This is a genomic window from Streptomyces sp. NPDC004561 (genome assembly GCF_053602155.1).
The window spans coordinates 1-12845 of the sequence record NZ_JBSGDB010000243.1 but is presented as its reverse complement, the minus strand read 5'-3'; the positions used below and the strand labels follow the sequence as shown (position 1 = coordinate 12845).

Here is a 12845-nt window from a genome sequence, read left to right as displayed (position 1 = left end):
GGGGCTCGCGCCCCGGAACCGGCCCGCCGTCGTCAGCGTCCGCCGGGTCTCACTGGCCGAAGCCGTAGGCGAACAGGTGGTCGGTGCCTGTCGAGCCCGTCACGGGCAGGGTGATCGAGGCGACCTGCTTGGAAGCGTCGAGCGGGATCTTCGTGGCGAAGACGTACGTCTTCACGCCGTCCCGGCCTCCGCTGCCGGTGTTCCGGTAGCCCGTCGTGACGGCCGTGGTGTCACCCGTCATCGGCTTGCTCGAACCGGCGTTGAGCGTCCAGTCCGAGAAGCCGACCGGCGCCTTCGAAGTGGTGCCGTCGGTGTACGTGACGGTCATCGTGCCCGAGACCCCGCTGCCGTCGGTCGGCGCGTTGGTCGCGGAGCCGAGCAGGCCCAGCGACGCGCCCGACGTGCCGGCCGGCATCGGGATGGTCTGGCCGGCCATCTCCAGGTTGTCCAGGTGACCGGACGTCACCGTCGGCCAGGTGTAGGAGACGCCGTCGACCGTGACGGTGGAGCCGCTCGTGACGCCGGCCGCCGACAGGGCGTTCTGCGAGAACGCCCAGCCGCCGTCGTCGAAGCCGCCCGAGAAGCTCGCGCCGTCGGGGTAGATGCCTTCGTTGGTGTCATACGGCCACAGCGCGCCGGCCTTGGCCACGGCCACGCGGAGGGCCGCCCCGCTCAGTGCCGCCCCGGTGCTGTGGTCGGTCAGCGCGAAGGTGACGGGGAACGTTCCCTCGCTCGCGCCCGCCGTCACATGGACCTTCGCCTCGGCGCTGCCGGAGGCGGGCACGTTCACCGACCCGGAGGCGGGGTCGACCGTGACGCCGGAGGCGGCCGTCGCCTTCCAGTCGACGGTGACGTCCTTGCCGCCGAGGTTGGTGAGGTCGAGCGTGGCGTCACCGGACGCGCCCGGCTGGAGCACCAGGCCGTCACTGGTGGGACCGGTCGCGGCAAGGACGTGGTCGCCGCCCGTGGTGTCCGACGGCGGCACCGCCGACGGGTCGGCGGCCCAGGACTTGTCGGGCTGGGTGCCGAGGGTGAAGTCGACCGTGCCCGCGCCCTTGAACTGCTGGTACGTCAGCCAGGAAGCGTTCCACGCCTTGCCCTTGACGTCGAGGGACTGCACGTACGGGGCATCGGGTGCCGCCTGCGGCGCGTTGATCTGGACCGTCTTGCCGCCCGCGAGGGTCACCTTGGCCACCGGGAACGCCGGGCTGCCGAGAGCGAGGGTGTCCGTGCCCGGGGTCTCGGGGTACATGCCCAGCTCGGACCACACGTACCAGGAGCTCATCGCGCCGAGGTCGTCGTTGCCGAACGACCCCACCGGCGCGTTGAAGTACAGGTTCTGCTGGGCCTCGCGGACGGCCTGCTGGGTCTTCCACGGCTGGCCCGTGTAGTCGTACTCCCAGGGGATCTCCACGCTGGGCTCGTTGCTCAGGTTGGCGTTGGTGTTGCCGGGGTCGGTGATGTTGTCGAGCAGGCTGTCCAGGAAGGCCGAGTACGGCTTGTCGCCGCCGCGCGCCTGGATGAGCTGCCGCAGGTTGAAGGGGACCATCGGCGTGTACTGGGCCGACGTGCCCTCCACGAAGCCGTTGGAGGTACCAGGGGTGAAGCCGCCCGCGAACTGGCCGTCCTTGTCCTTCGCCTGCATGTAACCCGTCTGCGGGTTGAAGACGTTCATCCAGTCCTGGGCACGGGTGGCGAACTTCTCGTAGACGGCCGTGCTGCCCAGCGACTTCGCGAAGGCGGCGAGGGCGTAGTCCGCGGAGTCGTACTCGAGCTGCGTGGAGACGGGGCCGTAGAAGTTGCAGCAGTTGTAGTCGTTCTCGTCCAGCGGGAGGTAGCCCTTGGCGTCCCGTACCGACTCGCCCGGGCGGTCGTTGTTCGGGGCGGTGGCCTCGTGCTGGAGGGCGGCGAGGGCCTTGCCGGTGTCGAAGCTCCGGGCGCCGAAGGCGTACGAGTCGGCGATGATGCCGGCCGCCGGGTCACCGACCATGACGTAGCTCTCGCCGTTGTTCGAAGCCCACTTGGGCAGCAGACCCGTCTGGTCGTAGCCGTTGAGCATCGACGTGACGACGTCGCTGGTGACCTTGGGCTCGACCATCGCCATCAGCTGGGTCTGGGAGCGGTAGGTGTCCCAGCCCGAGTAGTTGGCGTACTGCGCCCGCTGACCGCCGGCCAGCTTGTGGATCTGGTTGTCCATGCCCATGTACTGGCCGTTGTCGTCCGAGAAGACGTTCGGGTGCAGCAGCGCGTGGTAGAGGGCGGTGTAGAACTGCGTCTGCTGGTCCGCGGAGCCGCCACCGATCCGGACCTTGTTCAGCACCGCGTTCCAGGCGTCGTGGTTCGCCTGCTGGACGGCGCCGAAGTCCCAGTTCCCGATCTCGGTCGTGAGGTTGTCCGCCGCGTTGGCGTCACTGGTGTAGGAGATGCCGACCTTTGCCCTCACCGTCGGGTTGGCGGAGGTGTCGAAGGTCAGGTACATACCGTTCGCGCCCGTCGTGGGCGGCTGGGCGGACGTGCCCGCGGCGGTCTTGCCCGCGGCCGATGTCCGGGGTGCCGCGTCGGCGCTCGGGGCCGGTGACGGCGTGCCCGAGGACTTGCCGGCGCTGCCGTGGACGGTCGGGGACGGGGCCGCGGGAACGGTGAAGTGCCTTTCCTTCAGCGGCTTCGAGGGGTGTGTCTGGAGGTTCTGCTGGGCCCTGCCCGCCTTCAGCGACTTCGCGTCGGGGTTGATGGTGCTGCCGACCCAGGTGCCGCTGCCGGTGAACGGCTGGTCGAACTTGATGTCGAAGTGCAGGGTGTAGCGGTTGCCGGCGCCGCAGAAGTGACCGCTGTCGATCGAGCCGCTGATCTCCTTCTTGTTCACCACCTGGACGCGGGTGCCGTCCACCCGGGTGGCGCCGCCGCTGAGCTTGAACAGCAGGTTCGCCTGGCTGCCCGTGGGGAAGGTGAAGGTGCCGAGGCCCGCGCGGGTGGTGTCGGTCAGCCGGGTCGTGACCCCGCTCGCGTCGGTGACCTTGTAGGACCCGATGCCGGTCTGCTCGTCGTCGTGGCTGAAGCCGACGGACGCGCTGCCGAGGTTGCCCGACAGAGCGCCGGTCACCGGCAGGACGGGCAGGTCGCCGGCGACGCCGCAGCCGGGTCCCGAGACGTGGGTGAGGCTGAAGCCCGAGATCTTCTTGTCGTTGTACTCGTAGCCGCCGCCTGAGGGGCGGTCGGGCGTCGTGTCGGGACCCCACTGCAGCATGCCGGCCGGCATGTCGGGGCCGGGGAAGGTGTCCACCTCTCCGGACGTGCCGATGAGGGGGTTGACGAGGGACGCGGGGTCGTCCACCAGGGCCGGTCGCGCGGCGCTCGCGGCATAGGCGTCCCCGATCGCCGGGAGCGGGAGTGCCACGAGGCCCAACACGGAGATCACTGCCAGGCGTTGGCGGAGTCTTTCTCGGTTACGTGGCGCAGCTGAACGTCGGGGTCTGACCATCGGTTGCCTCCGCAGCGGTTCGTGCTTCGCACAGGTGCTGACGTGCCGAAGGACGCGGACGTCAGTGACGGACAACGTTGTCGACCGCTCCGGGTGGCGGCCTGACAACGTTGCCATACACGAGTGTCGAGTGAAACGCGTGGGCCGACGGCATGTCAACGAGGCCAACAGCACTTTCTGAGCGCGAAGTTCGCGGTCCGCGTCTTTCGGCCCCGCGCCGCCGCGGCCGGCCGGCGGTCCCGGACGCCTGGCGGACGAGGGGTCAGCCCCGGGCCGTACCCCACGCGGGACTCTTCGGCCGAGGAAGAAGAACGGCCCATTTCAGCACCCCGGCGAGTCGGTCGGCGGGGCGGAGGGGACGGCGCCCTTGAGCCGCCGCGTACGGCACTCTTCCGCCACCACGCCGACACCGTCGAGGAGCCCTCGAACGCTCAACGGCGCATGGACGACCGACTCGTTGAGGACGGCTCCCGCATCGCGAAAGCGACGGGCAACGATACGGGTCCGCGGGTCACGGGTTTGAGGTGGCCCACGGTCACGCCCCGGCGGCGGGCTCGGGGCGGACGCCGCGCCGCTCGCCGGTGATCCGGGTGGACGGGAGCCGTCCGGCCTTGGACGTGCCGGTGAGGGTGTCCCCGTCGAGCGTCACGTCGAAGGCAAGGTTGAGCCGCATGGGCTTGCTGATGGCCTGCCTCCAGGCCAGCCGGTCGCCGTCGAGGACGACGTCGGTCAGCGGAACCTCCTCGCCCGACCCCTGGGCGGTACCGGTCAGGACACCGTCCCGCCGGTGGAGTTCGATCACGGCCTTCATCCGGCCGATCGGGGTGGACATGGTCAGATCCCAGGTGCCTTCGGCGGACAGCATGGTGGGGTACTTCCTCACGGTGTGCGGGGAGCAGAGCGGGGGCGGGGTCAGAAGGAGGCGGGCACCGGTCCCTGGGCGCGCCAGACGACACCGCGCCGCTCATGGGCGAACAGCTGCTCGACGGCGTGTGCGACGCGGGGACCCACCTCGCGTTCCAGCAGGTACAGGCCGAGGTCGAGTCCGGAGGTGACGCCGCCGCCGGTGACCAGGTCACCGTCGTCGACGACCCGGGCGTCGACCACATGGGCGCCCGTGGCGTCCAGCAGGTCCAGACCCATGTGGTGGGTGGTGGCATGACGGCCCTCCAGCAGGCCTGCCATGGCCAGGACCAGCGAGCCGCCGCACACGGTGGCCACCGTGACGTCCGGCTCTTCCATCGCCGCCTTCAACAGCGCCGGCAGCTCAGTGGTCAGGGTGCGGCCGAGGAGTACGGGGATGAGCTCGTCCTCGCCCTCCTCGACGGCCCTCCGGTCCTCGCCGGGTTCCTCGCCCGGTTCGCCGACGCGGCCCGAGGCGCCGGGCACCAGGACGCAGCCCGGGCGTTCGGGGTCCAGGGTGGCCGTGGCTCGCAGCGCCAGCCCTCCCGTGCCGCTGACCACCTCACGGGGGCCCTCGGCCGAGACCAGTTCCACACTCACCGCGCCGTCGGAGGCGACTCCGCCCGCGTACAGCACCTCGTAGGGGGCGATGACGTCGAGCGGGTCGAAGCCGTCGAACAAGACGATCTGAACGTGCATTTCGCTTCCTCGGGAATCACGTCGAAACCGGCCCGGACCCGGGCTGCGGACATCCCCGACGCTATGCGGCCTCCGGCACACCTCCCAGCGGCGTCATTGCCGAAATGCCACGGATAATCGCCAGTGAGGCCATGCCTGACCGAGGTGTGACACCCCTGGAATCACGCGACCGAGGTGTTCACTCCGTGACGAAGTCGGCCATCATGGCCATGTCCTCGTGCTCAAGGTTGTGGCAGTGCAGCATGAACCGGCCCGGGTAGTCGGTGAAACGGGTGGCAATCTCCACGGACTCGGCGGGACGCAGGTCCACCGTGTCCTTCCAGCCGGCGTCGTACGGGCCGGGCGAGCGGCCGTTGCGGGCCGTCACCTGGAAGTGGTCGAGGTGGAGATGGACCGGGTGATGGAAGTCGGTGACGAATCGCCATAGCTCGGTGGTGCCGAGCCGGACGACGGCCAGGGGCCTGCCGGGCTCGTAGGGACGGCCGTTGATGGTCCAGCCGGTGGATCCGGCCCGGCGCTGGAAGTGGAACGTACGGGTCGCCGCGGCCCGCTCGGGCCGCGGCGCGGGTATCGTGGACAGCCGATCCGGTATGCGCGTGTCCTCGGCCGGCGGCCGGGCCGTGGAGACGTCGAAACGCATGACGTGCGCCGTGCCGCCGCTGCCCAGCCGGTTCACCAGGCGCACGCGGGTGCCGGGCCGGTAGCGGGAGAAGTCGACGATGACGTCGAAGCGTTCGGCCGGGGCGATGTCCAGGTCGTCGTGCGCGAGCGGCCTCTCCAGCAGGCCGCCGTCGCCGCCGATCTGCACCAGACCGCCCCCGCCCGGCGGCGGTGGCTCGAGTGCCAGCCGGTAGCGGCGGGCGTTGGAGGCGTTGAGCAGGCGAAGCCGGTAGCGCAGCCGCTGTGTCTCCAGAGCCGGCCAGGGAGCCCCGTTGACGAGGACGACGTCGCCGAGGACACCGTCCATGTACGGGCCGGTGACACCGGGTTCGCGCTGCGCGGCGTCCAGGGCGGGGTACCGGAAGGATCCGTCCGCGCCGAAGGCCCGGTCGGTGATCATCAGGGGGATGTCCCGTTCGCCGCGGGGCAGGGGCAGCGTCTCCTCCTCGTCGTCGTGGACGAGGTGGAAACCCGCGAGACCGTGCCAGACGTTCGATCCCGTGAAGCCCATGCGGTGGTCGTGGTACCAGAGAGTGGCGGCCCGCTGCCGCATCGGATACGTGTACGTCCGCTCGCCCGCGGCCTCGTCCCGCGGATCGGCCGTCCCGGACATGCCCGGCATCCCCGCCATGCGGTCGGCGTACGAGTCGCCGCCGCCGCGCGGCAGGATCAGCGCGGTCGGATAGCCGTCGCTGCCCGCGGGCGTGTGCCCTCCGTGCAGATGGACCACGGTCGGATGTGGCAGTTCGTTGCGGTGCCGTACGACCGTCCTGCGGCCCGAACGGGACACCAGGGTCGGGCCGGGGAAGGTGCCGCCGTAGGTCCAGGCGGGGGTCTCCAGCCCGGGAAGGATCCGGAGACGTGCCGACTGCTGGACGATCTCGTACACGTCCGTCGTACCGCTGGAGCGCACGGGCGCGAGCACCCTCGGGACCGGAAGCGGCACGGCGTACGGCCGCGGCAAGGGGACCCGGCTGCGCAGCAGAAGCCCCGGCTGACCCGGCGTCAGGGACCCTCCGGCCACGGCCCATCCGGTCGCGGCGAGCGCGCCCCCGCCGAGGGCGGCGGCGGCGAGCAGACGACGTCTGGCGATGCCCCCGCTCATGCGCGCTCCTCGACGACACGGTCCGGGGCTGCCGCCGGGACCTGCTCGTCCGGGTCTGCCGCCGGGCGCCAGGCCCAGACGAGCATGAAGAAGGTGCAGGCGATGATCGCCACACCCAGCGGGACGTGCACGGCGAGCACCCGGGTGTACCCCATGGCGATCTGCCCCGCCTCCGCGCCGAAGAGCCCGACGCCGGCCCAGAGCGGCCAGCCCGGCCCGCCGCCGGGTCGCCACAGCAGCGACGCGGCCACGGTCTGGGCCGCCGCGGTCAGCCCCGTGGCCGTGGCGTTGAGGGCATGCAGGTCGAGGGCTTGGTAGTGACCGGACAGGAAACTGCCGGCCAGAACCGCCTGCCCGAGCGCGAGGACGGCCTCGCAGGTCACCACGACCCGGAAGAGCACGAGCGTCCAGCGACGACGCACAGCAATGATAGGCATGGACGAGATAGTGCCACATGAGACTATCCCGTTGGAACCAATCTCGGCTGCCCTATGCTGGTCGCTGATGAACGCGCCCGACTCCCCTTCCCCCGCGCTGGGCACCGGTCCCGCGCGCATCGGCCCACTGCTGCGCCTCGCGCAACGCCGTGCGGCGCGGGTGTTCACCGAGGCTCTGCGTCCACTGGGCATCGAGGGCCGGCACTACGGCGTCCTGCTCAACCTCGGCACCCACGGACCGCTCAGCCAGCGCCAGCTCATCGATCTCACCGGCAGCGACAAGTCGGCCATGGTGCGCACGGTCGACGACCTCGAAGCCCGCGGCCTGGCCGTACGACGGCCCTCCCCCGCCGACCGGCGCGCGTACGCGGTGGAGATGACCGACAAGGGCAGGGCGGTGTTCGCCGACGCGTCACGGATCAGCGACGAGGTGGGCGCCCGGCTCCTCGACCGCATGACGGAGGACGACCAAGAGCTGCTGTGCACGCTCCTGGAACGCTTCACCGCGATCAGGGCAGAGCACCCTACTGAAGGATGAACCGGCTCTGGGCGCGGAGCTCCTCGACGAGCGCGGCGGGGGCCTTGTGCGGCGAACCCGCGTCGTACGGCGGCCGGGGGTCGTACTCGGTCCCCAACTGAACCAGCTGCGCGTACTCGTCGCCGGCGACCCTGCCGACCAGGGTGAGGCCCATGTCGATTCCGGAGGAGACCCCGGCCGCGGTGATGAACTTGCCGTCGGTGACGACGCGTTCGCCGGTCGGCTCGGCGCCGAACTCGGCAAGGGTGCCGAGTGCCAGCCAGTGCGAGGTGGCCCGGCGGCCTTCGAGCAGGCCGGCCGCCGCGAGCAGGAGCGATCCCGTGCACACCGAAGTCGTCCAGGTACTGGTGGCGTCGGCGGTGCGCAGCCAGTCGAGCAGTGTCTCGTTCTCCATCTGGGCGGACTGACCCGGGCCGCCGGGCACCAGCACGATGTCGGGGTGCGGCACCTCCTCAAGTGCCTTGTCCGCGACGAGCGCGAGGTCGCCGCGGTCGTTGCGTACGGGACCCGGCCGCTGCGCGACGAAGACCGTCTCGGCGTCGGGCACGCGGCAGAGCATCTCGTACGGACCGACCGCGTCCAGTGCGGTGAAGCGGTCGAAGAGGACAATCGCGATCTGCATGATCGGCCTTTCAGTGGGCGAGTCCGGAGGGTGAGTAAGGGCGGAAGCGGCGGCGGTATTCGGCCGGAGCGGTGCCCAGGGCCTTCACGAAGGCGCGGCGCATCGCCTCGGGGGTGCCATAGCCGCAGGTGCGGGAGATCTCCCCGACGCCGTCGGCCGTGTCTTCGAGGAGCCGCCGCGCGTGCTCCAGGCGGACCCGCTCGACGTACCTGCCCGGTGTCGTCCCGGTCTCCGACTGGAAGGCGCGGGCGAAGTGCCGGGGCGAGAGACCGGCGCGCCCCGCGAGGCTCTCGACGGACAGATCCGCGTCCGGGTGCTCGGTTATCCACTGCTGGATCTCGCGCAGGGGTTCGCGCCGGGCGGTCTGGGCGGCGAGCTGGGCGCTGAACTGGGCCTGGTTGCCCGGGCGTCGGAGAAAGACGACGAGATGGCGCGCTACGGCGAGCGCGGCCTCCCTGCCGTGGTCCTCCTCGACCAGGGCGAGCGCGAGATCGATGCCCGAGGTGACTCCGGCGGAGGTGGCGATGGCTCCGTCGCGTACGAAGATCGGATCCGGGTCGACGTCCACGTCCGGGTACGTTCTGGCCAGGTGGTCGCAGAGCGACCAGTGTGTCGTCGCCCGACGGCCGTCGAGCAGCCCGGCCCCGGCCAGCAGCAGCGCGCCGCTGCACACGGACACGATGCGCTCGGCGTGCCCGGCGTGCTCCCGCAACCAGTCGATCAGACCGGGAGCGGGGTCCCGGGTGCCCTCGCCACCCGGGACGAGCAGGGTGTGCGGCGTCCCGGCTTCGGGCAGTGCGCGGTCCGGGACGAGGGTGAGCCCGCTCGAGGTACGGACGGGGGCGCCGTCGAGCGAGGCGGTGCGGATCTCGTACGGATCGCCGCTGTGGCGCCCCGCCCCCGTGAACACTTCCACTGGGCCCGTCACATCCAGGCTCTGCACGCCGTCGAAGACGACGACCAGCACGGACCGCTGTGTCATGGCATCCATCCTTCGCGCCGGCCACGATGGCCGCAATGACGAATACCCCACCATTCCTGCCATCCCGGGCTCGACCCCCCGGACTGTCCCCGATCGAGGTGAACCCCGACCGGCCGCGGGCCGTACCCGTTTACACGGCGGAGGGTCTGCCGGTACGACTCGTGAAGCGGTGACGCCCGGCCTGCGGCACCGCGGGGCGGATGATGGCGCGCGCACTCCTGACACGTGAGGCTCCCGTCGAGGAGCCCGTACGGCCGGACGGCAGGGTGCGCCGGCACCGGCGGTGGCTGGTCCCGGCGCTCGTGGTGCTGCTCCTGGCCCAGATGGCGGCGGCGATGGTGACGACGGCGCTCCGGCAGACGCCGACCATCGACGAACCGGTGTACGTGGCGACGGCCACCGACTATCTGCACGAGCACCGCATCCGCTACAACCCCGAGCATCCGCCGCTGGGCAAGCTGCTGATCGAGGCCGGTGTGGCGGTGGCGGACCCGCGCTACGACGCCTCGTCCACGGGGACCCAGGGCGACGTGGGCCGCCGTCTGCTGTACGAGTCGGGCAACGACCCCTGGCGGCTGATGCTGTGGGCACGGCTGCCGGTGATCGCGTTGACGCTGCTGTTCGGGCTGGTCGCGTTCGCGTTCGCCCGCGAGGTGGCCGGGACGCCGGGCGGGCTGGTGGCCCTCGCCTTGTACGCCTTCTCCCCCGACCTGATCGCACACGGCTCGCTGGCCACGCTGGACGTGCCCGTCACCGGGTTCGTGCTGACCTCGGCCTGGTTGGTGTGGCGGGCGCGCCGGCGGCCGATGCCGTACCTGCCCCTCGCGGGTGCGGCCCTGGGCGCGGCCGTCGCGACCAAGATGAGCGCGCTGCCCGCCGTACCGGTCCTGATGGCACTGGCCGGTCTGTCGGTCGTGGCGGCCGCGCGTCGGGAACCGTCGGCGGATACCGCGCGGGCGGACGGCGGCCGGCGCTGGAAGGTGCTGACGGAGCGGGCGGACGTGGATTCCGGCCGGTGGCGAAGGGCGCTGTCGGCGGTCGCGGGCACGGGTGCGGGTGCGGGCCGGCGCCGCGAGGTGCCGCCGGGGAGCGCGGATGCCGGTCGGCGGCTCGTGATGTCGGCGGTCGTGGGCGCGCTGGTCGTGGTGGTCGCGGCCGTCGCCGTCGTGTGGGTGACGTATCTGGTGGTGGATCCGCGGCTGCGGTTCGACCCCGCCGAGCCCGTCCCCGCCGTGCACGGGCTGCGGGGGCGGCTGGTGGACCTGTTGCCGCTGCCCCCGGCGTACCGGGCCGGGATGCGGGTGCAGTTCGGGCTGGAGAACCAGCCGTGGCAGGGCTTTCTGTTCGGGCGTGTGTACACCGGCTCGCTCTGGTACTACCTGCCGGTCGCGCTGCTGGTGAAGACCCCGCTCGGGCTGCTGGCACTGGGTGCAGCCGGCGCCGTGGCGGCCGTGGCGCTGCGGCGGCTGCGGCCGGCGGCGCCGTATCTGCTGCTGCCGCCCGGGGTGCTGCTGGCGGCGGCGATGACGGGGTCGAGGGACTTCGGGACGCGGTACGCGCTGTTCGTGCCGATGTTCCTCGCGGTGCTGGCGGCCGCCGTGCCGGGGCTCGGGCGGCGCCGGGCGTCCTGGGCGACGGCCGCGCTGGTGCTGTTCGTGGCGGTGAGTTCGCTGCGGACGTTCCCGTACTACCTGCCGTACTCCAACGAGGCGTTCGGTGGCCCGGCGAACACCCATCGGCTGCTGCACGACTCCAACGTGGACTGGGGGCAGGACCTGGGCCGGCTGGCCGACCGGCTCCGGCAGCGGTATCCGGGCGAGCGGGTATGGCTGGTGTACAAGGGCAGCGGGGTGCCGTCGTACTACGGGATTCACGCCACCGATCCACGGGGCGTGCCGCCTTCGCGGGTGCACGGGCTGCTGGTGGTGTCGGACTCCGCGGTGGCCAAGGCGCGCGGCACGCTCGCCCGGCTGATCGACAGCAGCCGGCCGATCGGCGAGGTGGGGCACTCGATCACCCTTTACCGGCGGTGAGCACGCTCCTCAACTCGCTGGTCACGGCGGTCGGTGAGCTATGTTGAGTGCTCGTGGCAGACAAAGGAGACGGACCGGTGCCCTCGCCGCAGCAGGCCCGCGCACAGGCATCAGCAATCACCTCGGGCAAGACCGTGCCGGAGGCCGAGGCCGCCCCGACCTCCCGGCTCAGGGAACTGTTCGACGGGCCCCGTCTGTCGCCCGGGCAGCGCCGCATCGCCCAGTACCTGATCGAGCACATCACCGAGGCCGCGTTCCTGTCGATCACCGAGCTGGCGGACCGGGTCGGGGTCAGCCAGCCCTCGGTCACCCGTTTCGCCGCCGCCGTCGGCTTCAGCGGCTATCCCGCGCTGCGGGAGAAGCTCCAGTCGATCGCGCTGAGCACCCTGGCCGGCGGGGCGGCCGAGGAGAACCGTGCCAACGAGCTGCAGGCGGCCGTCGACGCGGAGATCGCGAACCTGGAGAACCTGCGGCGCGACTTCGCCGACCCGGACCGGGTGATCGGCGTCGGCCGCGAGCTGTCGCGCTCCACCCCGCTGACCGTGCTGGGCCTGCGGATCTCGGAGTCGCTGGCCGAGTACTTCGGGTACGCGGCGCGCCGCATCCACCCGGACGTGCGGCTGGTGACCCGGGGCGGCAGCGTCGCCTACGACGCGCTGCTGCAGGCGCGCGAGGCCGGCGGCACCTGGGTGCTGGCGTTCGCCATGCCCCGGCACTCGCAGGAGACGCTCCAGGCGGTCCGGGTGGCACGCGGTGCCGGGCTGAAGGTCGCCCTGGTGACCGACCTCGCCCTGGGGCCGGTGGCCGACGAGGCCGACGTCACCTTCGCCACGGGCACCGGCTCGCGGCTGGTCTTCGACTCCTACGCGGCGGCCGGTGTGATGGCCGCAGCGCTGCTGCAGGCCATGACCGACGCCGATCCGGAGCGCACCCAGGCCCGGCTGGAGAAGTACGAGCAGCTCTCCGACCAGCACCAGTTCTTCCTGAGGGACTGAGCCGCCGGTCCTTCGGCGCGAGCCGGGCGTCTGTGAAGATCCTGCGGTCCGAGATCGCCTGGAGGGGGATCATTCCACCCATATCGCGCATGAATGTTTTCATACGTCTTGCAAACCGGTCGGTATATATAAATACTCTGCTGACGGATCGCGCCCGGCCCACTCCTGGCACGTCCCGCACCCGCGGACTCACCGCTCGCACACCGCCCCGAGAAAGCCGACGGACCGCCCATGCGCACGCAAGCCATTCCGCAGCGCCGGTTCCCTACGGCCGGGGCACCCGAACGAACACCCCAAGCCGCCGGGACTGTGACGCCTCGTCAGTCGAACCACCGCCGCGATGGCCCACCGCGGGTGCCGTCTCCTACCGGCCCGCGGCAGCTGTCTCCGCCG

General features: G+C 71.4%; 10 protein-coding genes. 3 read left to right on the top strand and 7 right to left on the bottom strand.

Annotated elements, in window-relative coordinates:
• Positions 1-49: 49 nt before the first annotated feature.
• From ACWEN3_RS27440 to ACWEN3_RS27420, 5 genes are all read right to left on the bottom strand, one after another.
• Complete coding sequence (locus ACWEN3_RS27440) at positions 50-3394, bottom strand: GH92 family glycosyl hydrolase (RefSeq protein ID WP_452976069.1); 3345 nt, start codon at positions 3392-3394, stop codon at positions 50-52.
• A 619-nt stretch (positions 3395-4013) separates the two neighbouring features.
• Positions 4014-4340, bottom strand: coding sequence for a hypothetical protein (locus ACWEN3_RS27435; protein ID WP_452976071.1), 327 nt, complete (start codon positions 4338-4340; stop codon positions 4014-4016).
• 50 nt (positions 4341-4390) lie between these two features.
• Positions 4391-5080 (bottom strand): DJ-1/PfpI family protein, encoded by a 690-nt coding sequence (locus tag ACWEN3_RS27430; protein WP_452976067.1) that lies wholly within the window; start codon positions 5078-5080, stop codon positions 4391-4393.
• A gap of 178 nt (positions 5081-5258) precedes the next feature.
• Positions 5259-6845: a multicopper oxidase family protein gene (locus ACWEN3_RS27425; protein WP_452976065.1), complete on the bottom strand. Its 1587-nt coding sequence runs from the start codon at positions 6843-6845 to the stop codon at positions 5259-5261.
• Positions 6842-7282 carry a hypothetical protein gene (locus ACWEN3_RS27420; RefSeq protein ID WP_452976063.1) on the bottom strand — a complete coding sequence of 147 codons (441 nt, stop codon included), beginning with the start codon at positions 7280-7282 and terminating at the stop codon, positions 6842-6844. Before ACWEN3_RS27420 ends, ACWEN3_RS27425 begins: the two co-directional genes overlap by 4 nt.
• Positions 7283-7349: 67 nt before the next feature.
• Here ACWEN3_RS27420 and ACWEN3_RS27415 point away from each other — a divergent pair, with 67 nt between their 5' ends.
• Positions 7350-7820, top strand: coding sequence for a MarR family winged helix-turn-helix transcriptional regulator (locus ACWEN3_RS27415; RefSeq protein WP_452976060.1), 471 nt, complete (start codon positions 7350-7352; stop codon positions 7818-7820).
• On the opposite strand, the gene ACWEN3_RS27410 is transcribed toward ACWEN3_RS27415, so the two are convergent.
• Together ACWEN3_RS27410 and ACWEN3_RS27405 are read right to left on the bottom strand one after the other, a co-directional pair.
• Positions 7807-8442: a DJ-1/PfpI family protein gene (locus ACWEN3_RS27410; protein ID WP_452976058.1), complete on the bottom strand. Its 636-nt coding sequence runs from the start codon at positions 8440-8442 to the stop codon at positions 7807-7809. The genes ACWEN3_RS27415 and ACWEN3_RS27410 overlap by 14 nt on opposite strands.
• 10 nt (positions 8443-8452) lie before the next feature.
• Positions 8453-9424 carry a GlxA family transcriptional regulator gene (locus tag ACWEN3_RS27405; RefSeq protein ID WP_452976056.1) on the bottom strand — a complete coding sequence of 324 codons (972 nt, stop codon included), beginning with the start codon at positions 9422-9424 and terminating at the stop codon, positions 8453-8455.
• A 200-nt stretch (positions 9425-9624) separates the two neighbouring features.
• On the opposite strand from ACWEN3_RS27405, the gene ACWEN3_RS27400 reads away from it, so the two are divergent.
• Both ACWEN3_RS27400 and ACWEN3_RS27395 read left to right on the top strand, forming a co-directional pair.
• The gene (locus ACWEN3_RS27400) at positions 9625-11457 is read left to right on the top strand and encodes a phospholipid carrier-dependent glycosyltransferase (protein WP_452976054.1); all 1833 of its coding nucleotides are present in this window, start codon (positions 9625-9627) and stop codon (positions 11455-11457) included.
• A gap of 77 nt (positions 11458-11534) precedes the next feature.
• On the top strand, positions 11535-12452 hold the full coding sequence (locus ACWEN3_RS27395) for a MurR/RpiR family transcriptional regulator (protein ID WP_452976052.1): 918 nt from the start codon (positions 11535-11537) through the stop codon (positions 12450-12452).
• The last annotated feature ends 393 nt before the right edge of the window (positions 12453-12845 follow it).

Bases quoted from the DNA above. Each gene is read 5' to 3' on its own strand.
- ACWEN3_RS27410 (WP_452976058.1), bottom strand. From the start codon at position 8,442: ATGCAGATCGCGATTGTCCTCTTCGACCGCTTCACCGCACTGGACGCG.
- ACWEN3_RS27425 (WP_452976065.1), bottom strand. From the start codon at position 6,845: ATGAGCGGGGGCATCGCCAGACGTCGTCTGCTCGCCGCCGCCGCCCTC.
- ACWEN3_RS27405 (WP_452976056.1), bottom strand. From the start codon at position 9,424: ATGACACAGCGGTCCGTGCTGGTCGTCGTCTTCGACGGCGTGCAGAGC.
- ACWEN3_RS27415 (WP_452976060.1), top strand. From the start codon at position 7,350: ATGAACGCGCCCGACTCCCCTTCCCCCGCGCTGGGCACCGGTCCCGCG.
- ACWEN3_RS27430 (WP_452976067.1), bottom strand. From the start codon at position 5,080: ATGCACGTTCAGATCGTCTTGTTCGACGGCTTCGACCCGCTCGACGTC.
- ACWEN3_RS27400 (WP_452976054.1), top strand. From the start codon at position 9,625: ATGATGGCGCGCGCACTCCTGACACGTGAGGCTCCCGTCGAGGAGCCC.
- ACWEN3_RS27420 (WP_452976063.1), bottom strand. From the start codon at position 7,282: ATGCCTATCATTGCTGTGCGTCGTCGCTGGACGCTCGTGCTCTTCCGG.